We start from the raw sequence: 17525 nt of genomic DNA on the forward strand, positions 1-17525 counted from the left end.
TGCTCGCAAATCGGCTCCGCTTGGCTTGGACAGGCCCGGACCCTGAAGCGCCCGTCTTCCGCCGGTTCGGGTCGACCGCACCGAAGGGCAAGCCGGCACGGGGCCGGAACCGCTTCGGCTCGAAAGGAAGAGACATGGCCAAGCCCGCAACCAATCCTCGCCAGACTGCCCGCGTCGTCCAACTTCGCAAGGGCGCCACCGTCGAAATGGTCCGGCTCACCTGCCCCGACAGCGCCCAGGCGATCAAGATCGCCGAAAGCTTCGGGACCGCGGTCATCGACAGCGACGGGATCCGCGATCTCCATGAGCGGCTCATCTCCGAGACCGCCGATGCTCTCAGCGAAGGCCTTGGCGAACGTGCCATGCAGATACACCTCCAGCGCATCGTCGGCGCCTATGTCGGCTCCGCCCACGGCGCTGGACAGTTCTACAGCAATGCCGTCACCCAGGCGCGCGATGCCACAGCCAAGGCTGCAAACGACGCCCGCGACGAGGACCTGGACGGTCCCGTCGGTTACGACAGCGCCGCCCACCGCAAACGTGAATTCGCCGCAGACATGGGCATCCAAGCCCATGCGTTGCGCATGGCCGCCGAAGGTGCCGTCGCCGCCTACAAGCACATCGTCGGCGAGAACTGGAAGCCCTTCGATCGCCCGGTTGAAAATCCCGGACAGTCCGTCGATCGCAAGGCCGCCGAAGCACAAATGTCGGCCTTCGACTAAGGACTTGCACCAAGGTGGGGCTCCGGCCCCGCCTCTACATGCTTCATTCAACAACGAGCGGCGGCATGCCACCGCTCATCGTTGCGGTGACTGCAGCTCAAGTCGGTTCTTTTACTCGCCCTTGGCGATGGGGATCAACGGGCTGGGAAACGCTGTGTCATCGGGGAGCTCGGCGATCGTTGCCGTCAGTTTCCGAATCCGATCGATCGAAAAGGCGTTGTCGGCGAACCACAGTTCGATCACCGCAGGATCGAGGGAATCGACCATGGCGGAGGTTGGAACAGTGCAGCCAGATGCCCTGATGGTGCGAATGTTTTCCTGATATCGCCGGATACGCTCCTCCATCGGAAGCTCCGGGCCGTGTTTCAAAAGCTTTTCTTTGGGCCATTCCGGCATGCCTAGATCCCCTGTCCCGCCAATCGCTACGATATCCGGGTTCGCGCTGAAACTGAAACGTGGACACGATTCCAGCACGTCGATGTCGTGTTGTGACCGCGATAATTTCGAACGGATTGGCGGTTGAGCGCCACTGGACGTGGTCCCGTCTCGTGCTTCGGACCTGCAGGAGCCGCCGGCGCCAGGCAACGGCATCGCCGTCCTCCACGCTGTTGCGGCCGTTCCGGTGCTTGGCCCCGCCTCTGGGGCTCCTGCCTTCTGCCTCCGCGACGGGACCGCGATTGGCGCGGTTCCTGAAATTATGGAGACGAAAATGAGCAGGAACCCGGAATCGAAGCGAGCCGACATTCATAACAAGATCACCGACCGGATTATTGAGGACCTGGAAATGGGTGTGCGCCCGTGGATGAAGCCATGGAGTGCGGGCAATACAGAGGGTCGCATCACGCGCCCACTTCGGCACAACGGCACTCCATACTCAGGGATGAACGTGCTTCTGCTCTGGTCGGAACAGATATCGCGCGGCTTTTCCTCGTCGATGTGGATGACATTCAAGCAGGCGCTCGAATTGGGGGCCGCCGTTCGCAAGGGAGAGACCGGGTCGACGGTTGTCTTCGCCAGCCGATTCACCAAGTCCGAGGCAGATGGGAACGGTGGCGCAGTTGACCGCGAGATCCCGTTTCTCAAGGCGTATTCTGTCTTTAATATAGCGCAGATCGATGGCCTGCCGGACCATTTCCATGATCGACCGCAGCCCGATCTTGATCCGATTGGACGTATTGACACCGCCGAGCGCTTCTTCCGCAATACCGGCGCGATCATCCGCCACGGCGGCAACCAGGCCTTCTACGCGCCGGGGTCGGATCACATCCAGATGCCGCCGTTTCAGGCGTTCAAGGACGCGGCCAGCTATTACGCGACCCTCAGTCATGAATCGACGCATAATGCCGCGATCCGGATTATGCCGCATGGCCTCTTTTGGAGGCCTGTTGCCTGTTTTCGGCCATGCGGCTGTTCGGAATAATCAGAGCCCTTCCAGGAAGGCGAGCAGGTTATCGTCTGGCCGGAACCGCCCCGAAGGCGTTGCCGGGGCCGCGACGCGGGCAAGCGCCTTTTCCTTCATTCGCATGTCGGCATGGATGTAGATCTGGGTGGTCTCGACGTTTTCGTGACCAAGCCAGAGCGCGATGACCGCAGGATCGACGCCGTGATGGAGCAGGTCCATCGCCGTACTGTGGCGCAGCGTATGCGGCGTAACCCGCTTGCAGCCAATGCTGGGGCACGTGCGTGATGCCGTCAGGCAATGTTTGCGCACGAGATGCTCAAGGGCATCGTGGCTCAGCGGCTCCCCTCTGATCGATGGGAATAGCGGCCTGCCCTTGTCACCGTCCCCGATCCAAACGGCCAGGAGCTTGGCCGTTTCACGGCGAAGCGGGGTGGCGCGCTCCTTCCTGCCCTTTCCCATGCAGCGGATATGAGCGCCGGATCCGAGTACCACGTCAGCACACTTGAGACCGACCAGCTCGGAGGCCCTGAGCCCGGTTTGTACCGCGAGTAACAGCAGGGCATGGTCGCGTCGCCCCGCCCATGTCTGCCGGTCAGGCGCTGCCAGCAAGGCAGCGATTTCGTTGGTGTCGAGGAACGTCACCTCGCGCCGCACGTAGCGCTTGTTGGGCATGGCGAGGATCCGCTGACATTGTAGCAGCCAAGTCGGGTCGCTCATCGCGACATAGCGGAAGAAGGATCTGATCGCGGCGAGCCTGGTGTTTCTGCTGCGTGCGCTGTTGCCTCGGGCAGTCTCAGTATAGACGAGGAAGTCGGCAACCAGATCGGCGTCGATATCTTCGATCGTCAACTTGACCGGCGGCTTGCTGTGTCGTGCACTTGCGTACCGCAACAAAAGTCGGAACGTATCCCGGTAGCCGGCAATCGTATGGGGGCTCGCTTCCATCTGGATGCGGAGCCGGTCAGTGAAGAAGCGCTGGATTAACGAAGGCAAGGTAGCAACACTCATCGACCTGCCTCCTCGTCGTCGGATGTCGCTCGCGCCATTGCCAGACCGAGCAATTCGGGCACTGCTTCCAGATACCAGTACGTGTTGGCAGGGCTGCCGTGACCGAGATAGGTAGTCAGCCGGATCATCTCGCGTGCCGGGTCTTTGCCGGTGCGGTACCAAAAGATCATCGTCTTCACAGCGAAGCTGTGGCGAAGATCGTGAATGCGCGGTCCCCGTCCATGTTTGCAGTGTGGTTGATGGGTTCTGAGGCCGGCGTCCTGACATGCCCGCGCAAAGTTGTATCGGGCCCCGCAGTCGGTGAGCCGTGAAGCTTTGTCGGTGACGAACAGCGCCGCGACAGGATGGCCGATCAGCCGGTCCCGTTCGGCAAGATAGTCGATCAGGTGCGTGACGACGCTGAGATGGAGCGGTAGCAAGCGCTCTTTGCCAAGCTTGCCCTGCCGTACCCGCAGCACGCGGTTCAATGTGTCGATGTCATCCCGGTCAAGCGCCAACGCCTCGCTGATACGAAGACCAGTAACCGCGATGAGCCCGAACAGAGTGGAGCAGGTCAGGCCTCGCAGACCGTAGATCGACGGCAGTTCTTTCGCGGCCGCGATGATTGTTCTGATTTCATCGTCGCTGTAAATGTGTGGACGCGACCGTCGGATCGAGCTTGGTAGCAGCCCTTGTGGGGGCACCTCATGAGCTGGATCGAAGCTGCTCAGCCATTGTGCGAACAGACGCACAACAGTCAGCCTGGCCCCTCTGGTCGAGGAGCAGGCCTCAGCCAGCGTGCCGTGCCAACGCAGGAACAACGCCGTGTCGACATGTGTGGCGCCCTCGCGGTCAGCGAAGCGGGTGAAGCGACGAAGGATGCGAGCAGCGGTACCAAGATCATAGCCCAGGCTGCGCCTGACACTCAGATAGCGGTCGAGTTGGATGGTGAGGCTCATCACACACCTCCCCCCACTGGCCAAGGCTGTGCGATCGATCGCAGGCCTTCAATGTCGATGCGTGCATAGATCATCGTCGATGTTCGTGATCGGTGTCGCAACACGTCGCCGATTTCATCCAGCGAAGCCCCCGTGTTCACCAATTGGGTCGCAAGACTATGGCGGAGCAGGTGCGATCCCACATAGGGTGTCACCGGCTTCTGGCCGGTTGCCTTCAATGCCTCCTTGAGGACGTTATTGACGATCTGGCTATCTTTGAACGGTCGATGCGGGGCGCGATGGGTGACAAACATCGTGCGGCACGTCGCAGGGCCTCTCTCTTCACGAAGATAGCGGCTCAGCGCATCGCCGACCTCCATCGTGATCGGTAACCGGTCGTGTAGTTTGCCCTTGCCGCGCACCATGAGTTCGCCGGCGCGCCAATCGATGTCGTCGAGTTGGATTGCCATGACCTCGACTGCTCTCAACCCGAGCCGGGCCATGAGCAGCAGCATCGCATAGTCCCGTGCGCCGTGCCTTGGATTGTCGCGCACATTAGCCAGGACCGCTTCGACGCCATCCGGCGACAGATGTCGTGGCAGTCGCGGACTCCAGGACTTTGCAGTTTTCGGTACGCTCAGCGCCAGATTGGTCGACGTAGCTCCACATGCAAACAGATATTGGAGGAAATTCCGAACATGCGTACCAATCGTTTTGTCGCGGCGCGCGCTCGCCAGGACATGCTCCACGAACCCGATCGCATCGGCGGGACGCAAGCAACCGATATCGATCGTCGTTTCTCCGAAGCGGTAGTCGAGGAAACGGTTGGCGAAGCGCAGCGAGTGATAGATCGTCCGCTGGCTGAGGCCTCGTTGTTTAACGAGATAGGTTTCGAACCTTGCCAACAAGTCGGCGCGCGCGATCTGCGCTTGGGTTGGCGCCGTGGGCTCTACCACGCCGATGTCGATCAGATGCTGGGCAAACCGATGTGCGAGTTTGTGAGGGCGGACACTCTGGTAATACCTCCGCGGCAACGTCCGTCCCAGCCGATCGGCCATGTCAAGCGTGAGTTTTGAAAGCTTTACCCCTTCCGCATCCATCACCTGGCCAAGCCTTCGAATGATCGACCGGTACTCTTTGATGGTCGGCGCCTTGTAATCGGCGGCAACGAGCCGCTGGATAAACGAGTCCAGGTAGGGCTCGACGCAGGTGTTCAGAATCGCAGGCATCTTTCGTGCTCCTTGTTGTTGGAGCCACGAAGATTATGCCGAACGCCATTGACGCGATCACCCTGCAGGCCGCGGGTTCTCAAAGAGATGCGGCATAATCCGGATCGCGGCATTATGCGTCTTATGCCGATATCGGCATAAAACGCATTGGACTTCGCCAGAAGATCGGGTCGGGCGTGACTTGTCGCGTTACAGCAAGGACCGCAGCGAAAGAGCACGGGAAGAGTTAATCGCGGAGCTCGGAAGCTGCTTTTTATGCGCTGATCTCGGGATCGTTCCCGAACTCGAGCCCCGGCCGGACCACGCCGCATACCTTCAGTCCTGGTTATCGGTACTGGCTGAAGACAAGCGGGCGATCTTTCAGGCGGCAGCCCATGCGCAGCGGGCGGTCGCCTTCCTCCACGGATTGCAGGCAGATGGAGCAGAAGTGAGGGCGGCAGCCTGATACAGCGTTATTCAGATGATCCGCTCGGACCGGTCGCCAGCAACGATGGCGGCCGTTTCATCTGCCCGGTCCACAGGTGGCTCGCGATCATCGGCCATTCGCAGGTCCAACGAACCCCAGATCGACGGCTTTTGAACGCCGGTCTTCACTTTCCGGGACTGCTTGATTTCGACGATAAACGGTTTCGTCTGCTTTGCCATATTTCCTCCAGGCGACGAATCGCCCGGCAACTCTACTGAGAACGATTGGGGCTGCAAGCCGTTGCGACTGGGGAGATTGCGAATATGAGGTGCCTTAACGGTGAACTCAACGATCTGGCCGATCCGGTATGCCGTTAAACCGAGGCACGGTGGTGCCGGCCGCCATTGCCATATTCCTTTCCCTTGACGACAGGGCTCCATTCGCGGGCTCGATGAGGCATGTCTGGCCGGAGAGCGGCTTCGCCTCGATCTTATTCCCGCAACGGCGCTCCATCACTTTCATCCCCTGCCGGCTCACGCCGCCATTCCTCGCGAAACAAGAAAGCGTCTCCGCGCCGCCCTTCACGCTGTTCCGGCCTTGCCAGGTGCGGTCCGATCGTCCCCGGCCTTTGCGACTGCCATCGAGGCCGCAATGGAGCGGCCCGAAACAGCGAAAAGGAATACGACAATGGCTACCATCGGCACCTTCACCTCCACCGAAAACGGCTTCACCGGCTCGATCCGCACCCTCGCCCTCAACGTCAAGGCCCGCATCGCCCGCATCGAAAATCCCTCCGACAAGGGTCCGCAGTTCCGCATCTTCGCGGGAGCCGTTGAACTCGGCGCCGCCTGGCAGAAGCGCTCGGAGCAAACCGACCGCGACTACCTCTCGGTCAAGCTCGACGACCCGAGCTTCCCCGCCCCGATCTACGCGAGTCATCGAGCGGAATGAGACGTGAGGCACGCCGGCGTATAGTGAACGCCGGTTTTGCAACGATGGGAGGCAGCAGGCCTTCGAACCGGTGCCCCCCGATTGGCAGCTCACCGGAGATGATAGGTTGATTGGTATCGACCTCGGACTGAAGAGCGTGCGCAACAGTCCCGATGACCATCTCCGCCGCAGCGGATGACATTTCCCCGGCAGGCGCTACGCCGTGACCAAGCCGTTCGATGAACAGCTTGCCGTCTGGATTGAGCATGATTTCAACGACATTACTGTCGTCGAGCGCGACGCATAGCTGATCGCCTAGCGCCTCCTGGAGCTTGCGTACAAGTCTTGGATGGGAAAGAAGCTGGGTCACGTGGCTGTCCTCAAGCGGCCTTGTGGAAGGAAGTAGCGATGAGCGACCGATAGTGCGGTGGCTGCAACCGCTGGAACGAAGCGCGGTCTGCGGGGAGAACGCCTGCAATTGCCGTGGTGACGCCAATCTTTTGAGGTGTTCCCAGTCGTTGCAATGGCCATCCGACACGGGAGAGGATCCGCTCAAACCGCAGATCCGTCACGGTGACGATGTCGCTAAAGCCGTTGACGATTGACCACTCGATGATGCCAGCAAACATTGCTTGCGTGACGTTGTTGATGGAGCTCTGCGCACTCGATCCTTGCGATTGCGTATCGACGCAAAAACGTGAGCTTTCGATCATTGCGGCGTGAGCAAAGAGCCTCCCATCTGGAAGAAGTGACGGGAAAATCTCCTGGATCATTGTCGGCCCGGTGGCGGGTAGAAGCCGTGCGCAGCCATGGACACGATCGTCACCCCCGACAGCTAGAATGTATGTTGGACGTAGATCATCGAATCGATCCATCTCCATCCCGTCATCAACGTCGACTTCCCATCCCAACCGGTCGGCGAAGACTTTTGCCCGGAGGGCGTGCTGGGCAGCGAGCAGTCTCTCTTCTTTTGCGGTTCGAGGTGTCGAAATCGCCAGTAGCTGCATGGATATCTCCGTCGATGTTGAGTCGATTGAGATATGTGCACGGATCGGAACCGAGCGGCAGTTGTAGGATTCGACAAATGAGAATCGCGCTGAGTCGCGGTAGACATGGCGACCGCATGCGTTTGGCAGAGAAATCGACTGCTTTACGGGTTCGGCAAGTTGCAGGATTCACAATAAAACAAATGAGGAACAGGAAGCTACAAGGGAGATGCTAAGTTACTGTATAAAATACGTAATCTGTTTGGGTTACCGTAGTTGGCAATGCGTCGATTAAGGTTTCGTTAACCATTAAGTCCTTGCCAAGAAACTGGTTGCAGGTATCGTCACGGTAAACAGGCCGTTTCGGCTTAAAATCCGTGATAAGAGAGATCATCGTGAGCGTGGCTAAAAACGTGAATAGGCACAGCCTCCCAAGTGCTGATGAAACGATCGGGGCGCAGGCTGAACTCCTGAGCTCTCAGCTTCAGTCTATGAGCGAGGCGCTGTTCCCGCCGACTTCACAAAAGGTCCTCCGTAAGTTTACGTCGGGTGAAGCTGCTCGTTTGATCGGAATATCTGATTCCACGTTGCGCAAGATGACGCTGGCTGGTGAAGGACCGCAGCCGGAAACTACGAGTAACGGGAGGCGCCTATATAATCTCAGTGAGATCAACCAGATTCGTCGACTGCTCGCCCAATCGACACGCGGTAGAGAGACGATAGAATTTGTCCCTCACCGTCGCCCAGGTGAGCATCTGCAAGTCCTTGCCGTCACCAACTTCAAAGGCGGGTCCGGCAAAACGACAACGACAGCTCATTTGGCACAATTTCTGGCTCTCCAGGGCTATTGCGTTCTAGCCGTCGATCTCGATCCACAAGCCAGTCTTTCGGCACTGCTAGGCGTTCTTCCGGAATTGGATGTCGCGTCAAACCAGACTCTATATGCTGCAATTCGTTACGACGAAGAGCGTCGCGCACTTTCGGAGGTGATCCGGCCAACTTACTTCGACGGCCTGGATCTCGTCCCAGGTAATCTAGAACTGATGGAGTTTGAGCATACGACGCCCAGAGCGCTCAGCGCGGGGGCTTCAGGCGAAACGCTGTTCTTTGCACGAGTGGCGGCGGCGCTTGACGAGGTTGCCGACAACTACGACGTCGTCGTGATTGACTGCCCTCCTCAGCTCGGCTTCCTAACGCTCAGTGGATTGTGCGCAGCGACTGCGATGATCATCACGATTCATCCGCAGATGCTCGACATATCGTCGATGAGTCAGTTCCTTTTGATGACGCGCGATCTGCTCGGTGTAGTGCGGGATGCTGGCGGCGAACTCAAATATGATTTCATCCGCTACCTATTGACCAGATATGAGCCTCAAGACGCTCCTCAAACGAAGGTCGCGGCTCTGCTCCGTAATCTTTTTGATGACTACGTGTTGACGAATCCCATGCTGAAGTCTGCAGCGGTATCGGACGCCGGCCTGACCAAGCAGACCCTCTATGAGATTGGTCGTGAGAACATGACTCGCTCCACCTATGATCGGGCGATGGAGTCGTTGGAGGCGGTCAACTCGGAGGTTGAGACATTGATTAAGCAGGCTTGGGGTCGGGCATGAGTACCCAATTCGGTTCTCCACATAATGATATCGCGGATTGTTGGGAGCTCCCAACCATTCCGATCAGCCCATCTTCCCAGAGTGTTGAACCGCGTTTGTTGGGAGCTCCCAACAGCGAGCCAATTGATCGGGACTCTCATCCTGGAGTAAGTTCATGAGCCGCAAGGATTCCATCGACAACCTCTTCATGAAAAAGCCGGTCGTCACCGCATCGTCACCGGCCAGGTCTCCTGATCGGGTGCGCACTGGTGCAATATCGGCGATGGGGTCCTCACTCCATGAAATGGCGGAAAATGCCAAGCAAGTAAGCAAGCTGCAGCAACAATTGGCCGAAGGTGAACCGGTCGTTTCCCTCGACCCGTCTGCGATCGATAACTCAAAGATAACTGATCGCATACAGCTCGAGGTCGACCCCGATTTTGAGGCGCTGGTAGCAAGTATTGCTGAACATGGGCAGCAGGTGCCGATCCTTGTTCGTCCAAATCCTGAAACTGCGGGGAGGTTTCAGATTGCATATGGACGACGCCGTTTGAGAGCTGCCGAACAGCTCGGGCGACCTGTCCGAGCAATTGTTAAAAGTCTTTCTGACAGCCAACTCTACATTGCCCAAGGCCGGGAAAATCTGGATCGGAAAGATCTATCCTTTATCGAAAAGGCCTTTTTTGCACGAAATCTGGAGGACGGTGGGTGCGACCGCGCCACTATTATTTCTGCTCTCGTTACGGATAAAGCGGATGTGAGCAGATACATTGCGGTGGCCCGACGATTGCCGGACAGTGTCGTAAACTTGATTGGCCCCGCGCCCAAGGCGGGACGCGCCAGATGGATGGCTCTGGCCGAACATCTTGCAAATCCATCAATGGTCGAAGCGGCCCAGCAGATTCTAAGAGGATATGTTGAACAGCGGCTAGACAGCGATGCGCGTCTTAGTGGCTTGCTGCGTGAGTTGTCCGGGCACCCCAAGGTAAGCAAAAAGAGATCTGAGTCGACGGACGTTTGGAGAACTCCGACGGGTAAGCGCGCAGTGAGCATCGAAGCGAACGATGGCAAGACGTCCATCGTTTTCGAAGAAAAGGCTGTTCCAGCGTTCGCCAAGTTTGTGTCAGCGAGACTGGATGAGCTTTACGAACAATTTCAAAAACAGAATCGCGAGGGGGATTGATGATGAATTGAGCCGCTGGACTGTTTCACGGTGAAGCAAAATCGGCAAAGAAAAAGCCCTCCGAAATGAATTCCGAAGAGCCTTCTCCACTTTGGTCGGTTGAGAGAATCGCACTTCTCAGAATCCCCGTCAAGAGTCTTTGACGTCGTTCCGGCGAGCGTTTTTCTGTTGCCTTTCGAAAGGTAGGAAAATGCATCCCGAAAATGTAACGACGCCCTTTGGGCGGCGGCCGGTCGTGCTTGCTCTCGTAAAGAGACAGCTGCAGACGTCTGAGACGAAACCAAACCGCCCGGTCGAAAAATGGAAGGTGTTTCGCGACGCTTGTGAGGCCCGTGAACGCCTCGGCCTCCAGGACAGGGCGCTGACTGTGCTGGACGCACTGCTGACGTTTTATCCGGAAAGCGAGCTCAACTCCGATAGTGGATTGGTGGTCTTCCCTTCGAACGCCCAGCTGTCTGTCAGAGCGCACGGCATCACTGGAACGACCCTGCGGCGCCATTTGGCTGCCCTGGTCGAAGCCGGGCTCATCCAGCGCAAGGATAGTCCCAACGGAAAGCGCTACGCTCACCGGGACAAGGGTGGCGATATCGAGCAAGCCTTCGGGTTCGATCTTTCTCCACTTTTGGCTCGTGCTGCGGAACTTGCGGGTCTGGCACGGGAAGTCGCGGCTGAACGCCTGCAGTTCAGACGGGCCAAAGAGGCGCTGACTATCTGCCGGCGTGATGTACGCAAGCTAATTTCCGCCGCCATGGAGGAGGGGGCTGACGGCGACTGGGAAGCCATTGAAGACATGTATGTCGGCATTGTCAGCCGACTTCCTCGCAATCCTGACCGTCACCAGGTGGAGGCAATCCTCGACGAGATGCAGCTCTTGCGCACCGAAATCCTCAACCTTCTGGAAAATCAGTTAGATTCTCAAAATATGGACGGCAATGCTATTCAAAATGGCTGCCACATACAGAATTCAAAACCCGAATCCATCTATGAACTTGAACCTAGCTCTGGAAAAGAGCAGGGCGGAGCCGTCGAGCTGGAAGTAGAACCCAAAGCGGTTGCTCAGCCGTTGGCAAAACCGGAACAGATTAAGGCGTTCCCACTGTCGATGGTCCTGAAAGCCTGCCCGCAGATTTTGGACTACGGGCCCGGCGGGACGATCTCCCATTGGCGCGAGCTGATGGGGGCCGCGGTGGTGGTTCGATCCATGCTTGGCGTTAGCCCGTCGGCTTACCAGGAGGCTTGCGAGGTGATGGGGCCGGAGAACGCCGCGGTTGCGATGGCTGCAATCTTGGAGAGGGCAGGGCACATCAATTCGGCAGGTGGATATCTCCGCGATCTCACGCGCCGAGCGCGGGCAGGGGAGTTCGGGCTGGGACCGATGCTAATGTCACTGATGCGTGCCAATGCGAACGGCGATCGGAAAACGGGGTGATGGGTTATACGAGGTACCAGGTAGAGGCATGATCGTACGGCAGTGGCGCCGCATTTCATACAGCACTCGTTCCACGGTTTATAGCTGGCGCGCCCTCCCATGAGAGAGCATCACCGAACTAGAGCAGCCTGGCTGCTCTGCCACTCCGTCTCGTTGCGCTATTGTAGTATTCGGATGCTTGCTGAACCGATCGATGCCGGGATTGCTCCATGGCTTCTGGAAGCGGAATGCCGCGATTGGCTGCCTCGGTCAGGTAGCCGGAGCGCAGGCCATGGGCGGAAAACTCCGCCGGGTCCAGCCCTGCCATGAAGGCGCGCTGCTTGACGATATCGTTGATGGCTTTCGGATCCAGCGCGCGCTTTGAGACATTGCCCCAGCGATCGATCGCCCGGAACACACTGCCGCTTTCGATCCTGCCGGCCTCGAGCCAGCCATTCAGCGCATCGACGGGCCGGCCGGTGAGGTAGACAACCTCTTCGTTGTCGGCGCCGCTGGTCTTGGTGCGGCTGAGTTGAATGGACAGCGAGGGCAGGGGAGCTGATCCTTCAACCGGGATAGGTGCTTCCATGACCAACTGCTCCTTACGCAGCCCCGCCACTTCGCTGCGGCGCCTCCCACCGGAGGCAAAGGCAACCATCAGGATCGCCTTGTCCCTGACATCGCGCAGGCTGCCGGCCCGGCAGGTGCCAATCAGCTTCGACAGGACATCGCCTGTCACGGCCTTGACGCTCTTGCGCCGCTTCGGGCGTGGCGTTGCACGCACCGCCAGCCGGATGGCCGACTTGAGGGCAGGGGAGGTGAAGGCACCTTGCAGTCCGCGCCATTTGGTCAGCGTCGACCAGGTTGCCAGACGTCGGCGCACGGTGTCGGGTGCATGGGGGCCTGAAGAACGGAGAAACCCTTGGAGGCGAAGCTTGTCCTCGACCTCGGCCGGCATGCCATGATCCGGATCCGTCAGACGCTTTTCCGGATCCCAGAGGTGATGAGCGACAAACTTCAGCAGCAGCGCTTCCGGCGCGGGCCAGGCGAGTGATCGTCCTGATGCCGCCAGCGACCAGGCCTGCAGGTAGGCGAGATCGGAGGTGAGCGCGCGCAGTGTATTTGCGCCCATGCCTTCGTTGACGAGATGACGGAGCGTCTCGACATCCTGGTCCGTCAGGAGCTCAGCCAATTCGTCACGGCGTTCCATTGGGAGTACGGCAGCGATGGTATCGAGTTCTTCCACACGTCGCGTAACCACATCGTCGGTCGATTTGGATGTTAGTGGCTTTCGCGTCATCGTATTCCGTCACTTTCAGGAGCACATTTGCAAAAGTTCCGGAAAGCCCGTATATTCCGGAACAAAGGAGATCTGCCATGACGTCGATTGTGACAGCAGCTGCGGTTTCGAAGAATTTCGGCGCCTACCAGGATGCGGCCGTGCGAGAGCCGGTCATCATCACCAAGAACGGCCGGCCGCGTACAGTGCTCATGGCCTATGAAGATTATCTGCGCCTCGCCAAGCGCGATCGGCGGGTCGATCTGACGGCTGCGATCACTGACGACGAGCTTGCGGCGATCGAGGCTTCGACGATGGAGCCGGGCCTGGATCATCTCAATGCCGAACTGCTGATGGACAAGAATGCTGCCGATTGAACCGAAGGTCGGCTGGGTCTTTCGCTATTCCTATCTCTGGCATTGGCAGCATCTGGACGGACGGGAAGAGGGTGACAAGGACCGCCCCGCTCTGGTGCTGGCCATTGTTGCGACGCTTGAGGACGGGACGCCTGCAGTACGTGTCCTGCCGATCACGCATTCCCCACCGTCCGATCCCGACGAAGCCATCGAAATCCCGCCGGCCACCAAGCGCCGCCTGGGTCTCGACGACGAACGGTCGTGGATCGTGTTGACTGAAAGCAATCGTTTCGTCTGGCCGGGGCCCGACGTTCGGCCTGTCGATAGCGAGAGCGGGTATCACGGGCCGCTACCTCCGGCACTCTTTGAAGAGGTGAAGCGCCGGTTCGTTGAGCTCGCGAGAAGCCAGCGGCACAAGGCGACCATGCGCAGCGATTGAGCTGCTCTTCATCCTGTTGTTCGTCATCAAGATCTACGCATCCCGCTGTGATCTTCGCCGTGATTTGGCACGACTTTACGCCTTCAACAGTGCGAAATCAATCACCACCGATAAGAGATACTTATCGATGGTTTAAAACCCAGCCGTTAATCATACCATGTGACGAACTTGATTATTCAACTAGAGTTCGTTTAGCAAATCGTTTACCATAAAATCAATGGCTTACGATGTTTCAAAAATCAGCATGAATGCCTTGATGCGGCCGGCTTTCGACGCCGGTATCGCGCTTACGCGTCTCGACGAGCGCATCGCCCGTTCGCCGGTTGGCGCCGGCTTCCTCGAGCGGTCGCAATATGGCGACGCGTGTGCCTCGCTGTGGATCGACGGCGAATTGGTGCATCTCGAGGACCTCGTCCTCCATGACGCCACCCGTGACATCCGTACACCGACCCACGAACTGACCATCGCCCGCGACGTGCTGCGCACTCGCCGGCGCATCGCCGCCCAACTCCCCGGCTGGGCACTGTCCGCAGAGGGTATCCGCACGTTGCGACAAGCATCGGACATTACGTCGGCTGGCGCCGACGCTGCGGAGCAGGCCGGCATCATGCGGTCCGCGGCTGAGGGAAGAAATCCGGAAGGGGAGGGGAAAGAAATCGATGAAGCCGAAGGGCTTCCCGGCGTCGACCTCGCAGCCATCGATGCGCTGCTAGCACGATCGGATGCTGCGATCGAACACGCAAAACGCCGCGACCGTCCTGCGGTCGACAGCCGCGAGCGAGACACGCTCGTCTATGATCTCGACTGGGACGAGGATGCAAGGATCGACGAGTGGCGCGAGGTATTGCGCCAGGCCGAAAATCTGCCGGAGGCGCTGCAGGCCATCATCGCCCTCGATGCCTGGAACGCGCTCGAGGTTCTACAGCACGCACCCTGGCTCGGGAGGCTGTTTGCTGCCGCCATGCTGCGGCAGGCCGGCATTACCACGGGTGCCCATCTGGCTGCGATCAACCACGGCCTCAAAACCATCCCTGTCGATCGGCGAAGGCATCGCGATCGGGAAACACGGCTGCTGGCCATCGCCCACGGTTTGTTGGCGACGGCGGAGATCGGTTTGAAAGAGCACGACCGGCTGGTACTGGCTCGCCAGATGATGGAGCGCAAATTGGCGGGAAGACGCACGTCTTCGAAATTGCCGGAGCTGGTCGAGCTCGTCATGGCAAAACCGCTCGTGTCGGCCGCGATGGTGGCGAAAACGCTGGACGTTACGCCGCAGGCGGCGCGGCGGATCGTGGTGGAACTCGGCCTCCGGGAGATGACGGGGAGGGGCAGGTTCCGGGCTTGGGGAGTTCTCTGATCGCAGTCCTTCAAGCAGGCTAGCTAGGCGCAATCTATTTCAGGGGATTCTAGACAGTCTTTTGCGCTCAAAAGTGGAATCTTCTCCATCAATCGTGATTGAGAATTCAGCCTAAGTCAGCGATAAGTTTTCGGTGTGCGAAGATGGAAGGTCACATGGGAATGCACCGCGCTCAACTTCTGCAAGGTATTATTTACAGGATGACGCATCTGCGGGTCATCGTGGAGCAGTCGAACCAATTAAACTTGCAAGATATAAACGTCCATGCAGAAAATTTCTTCCGTGACCTTCTCAATCTTGCCTTCGACTACGACCTGCAGAACATCAACATCGTCGAGCCAAACGCCACCGCGATTGATCTCGGCTGCGATAGCAGTCGGATCGCGATCCAAGTTACATCGACGCCCGACCTCTCTAAGATCAAGCACACCTTTGATCGCTTTACCGGCAAGGGGCTGCAGACGAAGTACGATCGCCTCGTCATGCTCATTGTAGGCCAAAAGAAAAAATATCGCGAGACGGGACTGGGCGACGATCGGTTTAAATTGTCGTTTGGCGACGATGTCTGGGACATCGCTGATCTTCTTAAAAAAATCGGAGACCTCTCAACCGCGAAGATGGAGGCATGCCACGATTTCCTGTCTCGCGAGTTGCTTGTACGCGAACCGAAGCTTTCTAACGAAGTCGGCACTCTCGTGCGTCTCATCGAGGTCTTGAGCTCCGCGGAAGAGGGGTTGTCGTCAGGAGACAATCGCGAGGATCCTGATCCCGACGGCAAGATTCACGATCGCTTCGCAGATCATGCCCCATTCTTGACGCAGCAGTATGTCGATCTCCATGAACTTTATGGTCGCGTCCTGTCCGAAGTGAACGCGCACACGGATCTCGGCCACATCCGGGTTCGGAAGCTGCAGATCTACCTCATGAACTGGAGCGACCGCGTTCTGACTGAATGCGGAGGCGATCCTCAAGCGGCACTTGAGCTCTTGACTCAGCGAGTTCTCGGTATGATGGGAAGCAGCGACGCTGGGTTCGATGATGGTGCGGTCAGGTACTACCTCATCGATCAGCTAATCATGTGCAACGTCTTTCCGAACAAGAGGTCGCAAAGTGCCTAGCATCTTTCTGAAAGACGAGGCCCTGAACAAATCACCTGCGATCGTCGGCTTCGAGATCGCTCGTTACCTGAAAGATTCAGGTAAGCATCGGGTCAGCATCTTCGACGTGGTGGACCGGTTCAAGCGCGAGTCCTGGTTCTCATCCAACTCCTTTCTATACGGACTGACGTTTCTCTATGCCGTCGGTTTGCTTGATTTCGATGAACCTTACCTGATCGCGCGCGATGCGGATTAAGCGATTATACACAGATCCACCCGCGATTGACCCCATCGTGTTTGGGGAGGGGGTCAATATCATCCTGGGTGAGAGCGATGCGACAAGCTCGAAGAACAACGGGGTGGGCAAATCGCTCTGCATCGAGTTCGTGAACTTCGCGCTCCTGAAGCGCAAGTCCGACAGCCGCGTGACAAGAATTCCGAAGGCAGCCTTCGATCCCGCCACATTTATCTGCATCGATTTCGTAATGCACGGGATCCCTTACACTATCAGAAGGTCTGTCGCCGAGGCGGAGCGCCCGCGTATCACTGTGGCGGATCGCGAGACGACGTTTGCCAAGGTGGAAGACGCAACTGACTTTCTCGCGGCTCGACTGTTCGGGGATGACAGGTCAGAGATTGGTTTCCGCGAGATCCTTGGACCGCTGGTCCGGGACGAGCGGTCGGAGTTCAAATCCATCGTGAGCTGCTTCGACACGAAGTCGCGGATCCCAGACAATTACGCTCCGCATCTCATGCTCCTAGGTATCGATGTCGACATATACCGCTCAATCAAAGGCATTCAAAAGGAACTCGACGACATCGGCACGGAGGAGCGGCGTATCAAGGACAGTGTGCAGCTCGTCAGGCAGAAGGATCTCGACGAGGCTAGGTCCGATCTCAACGCTCTCGAAGAGGAAGTCGACAAGATACGTGAAGGAATCGACGCGCTCGAGAATGCCGCCACCTACGACTTAATTAAGGATGAGGTCCTTGAAATCGAGCACTTGATGGGAGAGCTGAGGGGTCGAAAGGAAGTCCTTTCCCGGCGGTCTGCCCGTCTGGCTCCTATCGCTACGGAGCAATCGGTCAACGGCATTTATATGCTCAGCTAAACTGGGAGCGGAATTTCTCCATTCCTGTTCAACAGCCGGTCAACCATAAAAATTTGCGACAGGCCTGGTTGTCGTAACTGTTGCCGAGCCGCCATTGCGAAC

The 17525-nt window shown here is 58.2% G+C and carries 18 protein-coding genes and 3 pseudogenes; 13 read left to right on the forward strand and 8 right to left on the reverse strand.

Annotation, left to right across the window (positions count from 1 at the left end; all coding sequences use genetic code 11):
• Positions 1–134 precede the first annotated feature (134 nt).
• The gene (locus EGT36_RS28505) at positions 135–722 is read left to right on the forward strand and encodes a hypothetical protein (protein ID WP_125271652.1); all 588 of its coding nucleotides are present in this window, start codon (positions 135–137) and stop codon (positions 720–722) included.
• Between the two features lie 111 nt (positions 723–833).
• Here the strand turns inward: EGT36_RS28505 and EGT36_RS28510 are convergent, their stop codons facing one another.
• The gene (locus EGT36_RS28510; protein WP_125271653.1) at positions 834–1118 is read right to left on the reverse strand and encodes a hypothetical protein; all 285 of its coding nucleotides are present in this window, start codon (positions 1116–1118) and stop codon (positions 834–836) included.
• Positions 1119–1431: 313 nt separating this feature from the next.
• Between EGT36_RS28510 and EGT36_RS28515 the strand changes: the two are divergent.
• Positions 1432–2061: pseudogene (locus EGT36_RS28515) on the forward strand (ArdC family protein); the annotation flags it as partial.
• An 81-nt stretch (positions 2062–2142) separates the two neighbouring features.
• Here EGT36_RS28515 and EGT36_RS28520 read toward each other — a convergent pair.
• From EGT36_RS28520 to EGT36_RS28530, 3 genes are read right to left on the reverse strand one after another with little or no spacing between them, the layout of a single operon-like run.
• A complete protein-coding gene (locus tag EGT36_RS28520; RefSeq protein WP_080823871.1) occupies positions 2143–3132 on the reverse strand; it encodes a tyrosine-type recombinase/integrase in 990 nt (329 codons plus the stop codon).
• Positions 3129–4070 carry a tyrosine-type recombinase/integrase gene (locus EGT36_RS28525; protein ID WP_080823870.1) on the reverse strand — a complete coding sequence of 314 codons (942 nt, stop codon included), beginning with the start codon at positions 4068–4070 and terminating at the stop codon, positions 3129–3131. Before EGT36_RS28525 ends, EGT36_RS28520 begins: the two co-directional genes overlap by 4 nt.
• Positions 4070–5278, reverse strand: coding sequence for a tyrosine-type recombinase/integrase (locus EGT36_RS28530; protein ID WP_080823869.1), 1209 nt, complete (start codon positions 5276–5278; stop codon positions 4070–4072). Before EGT36_RS28530 ends, EGT36_RS28525 begins: the two co-directional genes overlap by 1 nt.
• A 142-nt stretch (positions 5279–5420) precedes the next feature.
• On the opposite strand from EGT36_RS28530, the pseudogene EGT36_RS28535 reads away from it, so the two are divergent.
• A pseudogene (locus tag EGT36_RS28535) lies at positions 5421–5723 on the forward strand (zincin-like metallopeptidase domain-containing protein); the annotation flags it as partial.
• 11 nt (positions 5724–5734) lie between these two features.
• On the opposite strand, the gene EGT36_RS28540 reads toward EGT36_RS28535, so the two are convergent.
• Positions 5735–5923 carry a hypothetical protein gene (locus EGT36_RS28540; RefSeq protein WP_125271654.1) on the reverse strand — a complete coding sequence of 63 codons (189 nt, stop codon included), beginning with the start codon at positions 5921–5923 and terminating at the stop codon, positions 5735–5737.
• 448 nt (positions 5924–6371) lie between these two features.
• Between EGT36_RS28540 and EGT36_RS28550 the strand changes: the two genes are divergently transcribed.
• Complete coding sequence (locus EGT36_RS28550) at positions 6372–6635, forward strand: DUF736 domain-containing protein (RefSeq protein WP_125271655.1); 264 nt, start codon at positions 6372–6374, stop codon at positions 6633–6635.
• On the opposite strand, the pseudogene EGT36_RS28555 reads toward EGT36_RS28550, so the two are convergent.
• Both EGT36_RS28555 and traI read right to left on the reverse strand, forming a co-directional pair.
• A pseudogene (locus EGT36_RS28555) lies at positions 6604–6984 on the reverse strand (P-loop NTPase family protein); the annotation flags it as partial. The gene EGT36_RS28550 and the pseudogene EGT36_RS28555 sit on opposite strands and share 32 nt — an antisense overlap.
• A gap of 10 nt (positions 6985–6994) precedes the next feature.
• Positions 6995–7621, reverse strand: a complete 627-nt coding sequence (gene traI / locus EGT36_RS28560; protein WP_112635409.1) for an acyl-homoserine-lactone synthase — start codon at positions 7619–7621, stop codon at positions 6995–6997.
• A gap of 374 nt (positions 7622–7995) precedes the next feature.
• Between traI and repA the strand changes: the two genes are divergently transcribed.
• The 3 genes from repA to repC all read left to right on the forward strand — a co-directional run bounded on the left by repA (position 7996) and on the right by repC (position 11804).
• Positions 7996–9213, forward strand: a complete 1218-nt coding sequence (repA, locus tag EGT36_RS28565; RefSeq protein WP_125271656.1) for a plasmid partitioning protein RepA — start codon at positions 7996–7998, stop codon at positions 9211–9213.
• A gap of 154 nt (positions 9214–9367) precedes the next feature.
• Positions 9368–10375: a plasmid partitioning protein RepB gene (gene repB, locus EGT36_RS28570; RefSeq protein ID WP_125271657.1), complete on the forward strand. Its 1008-nt coding sequence runs from the start codon at positions 9368–9370 to the stop codon at positions 10373–10375.
• Between the two features lie 190 nt (positions 10376–10565).
• Positions 10566–11804, forward strand: a complete 1239-nt coding sequence (gene repC, locus EGT36_RS28575; protein WP_125271658.1) for a plasmid replication protein RepC — start codon at positions 10566–10568, stop codon at positions 11802–11804.
• Positions 11805–11922: 118 nt separating this feature from the next.
• Here the strand turns inward: repC and EGT36_RS28580 are convergent, their stop codons facing one another.
• Positions 11923–13083, reverse strand: a complete 1161-nt coding sequence (locus EGT36_RS28580; RefSeq protein WP_162750716.1) for a site-specific integrase — start codon at positions 13081–13083, stop codon at positions 11923–11925.
• 77 nt (positions 13084–13160) lie between these two features.
• Between EGT36_RS28580 and EGT36_RS28585 the strand changes: the two genes are divergently transcribed.
• From EGT36_RS28585 to EGT36_RS28610, 6 genes are all read left to right on the forward strand, one after another.
• Entirely contained in the window at positions 13161–13439 is a 279-nt protein-coding gene (locus EGT36_RS28585; protein WP_125271659.1) for a type II toxin-antitoxin system Phd/YefM family antitoxin, read from the forward strand.
• Positions 13426–13857 carry a plasmid maintenance toxin (PemK-like) gene (locus tag EGT36_RS28590; protein ID WP_125271660.1) on the forward strand — a complete coding sequence of 144 codons (432 nt, stop codon included), beginning with the start codon at positions 13426–13428 and terminating at the stop codon, positions 13855–13857. Before EGT36_RS28585 ends, EGT36_RS28590 begins: the two co-directional genes overlap by 14 nt.
• 208 nt (positions 13858–14065) lie before the next feature.
• Entirely contained in the window at positions 14066–15214 is a 1149-nt protein-coding gene (locus EGT36_RS28595) for an RHE_PE00001 family protein (protein WP_035226360.1), read from the forward strand.
• Positions 15215–15369: 155 nt separating this feature from the next.
• On the forward strand, positions 15370–16332 hold the full coding sequence (locus EGT36_RS28600; protein ID WP_225337950.1) for an SMEK domain-containing protein: 963 nt from the start codon (positions 15370–15372) through the stop codon (positions 16330–16332).
• The gene (locus EGT36_RS28605; RefSeq protein WP_035226358.1) at positions 16325–16567 is read left to right on the forward strand and encodes a hypothetical protein; all 243 of its coding nucleotides are present in this window, start codon (positions 16325–16327) and stop codon (positions 16565–16567) included. The genes EGT36_RS28600 and EGT36_RS28605 overlap by 8 nt, the downstream gene beginning before the upstream one ends.
• A 37-nt stretch (positions 16568–16604) precedes the next feature.
• Positions 16605–17423: a hypothetical protein gene (locus tag EGT36_RS28610; protein ID WP_234797435.1), complete on the forward strand. Its 819-nt coding sequence runs from the start codon at positions 16605–16607 to the stop codon at positions 17421–17423.
• The last annotated feature ends 102 nt before the right edge of the window (positions 17424–17525 follow it).

This window comes from Agrobacterium sp. FDAARGOS_525 (assembly GCF_003938925.1).
Taxonomy (GTDB): Bacteria; Pseudomonadota; Alphaproteobacteria; order Rhizobiales; family Rhizobiaceae; genus Agrobacterium; species Agrobacterium pusense.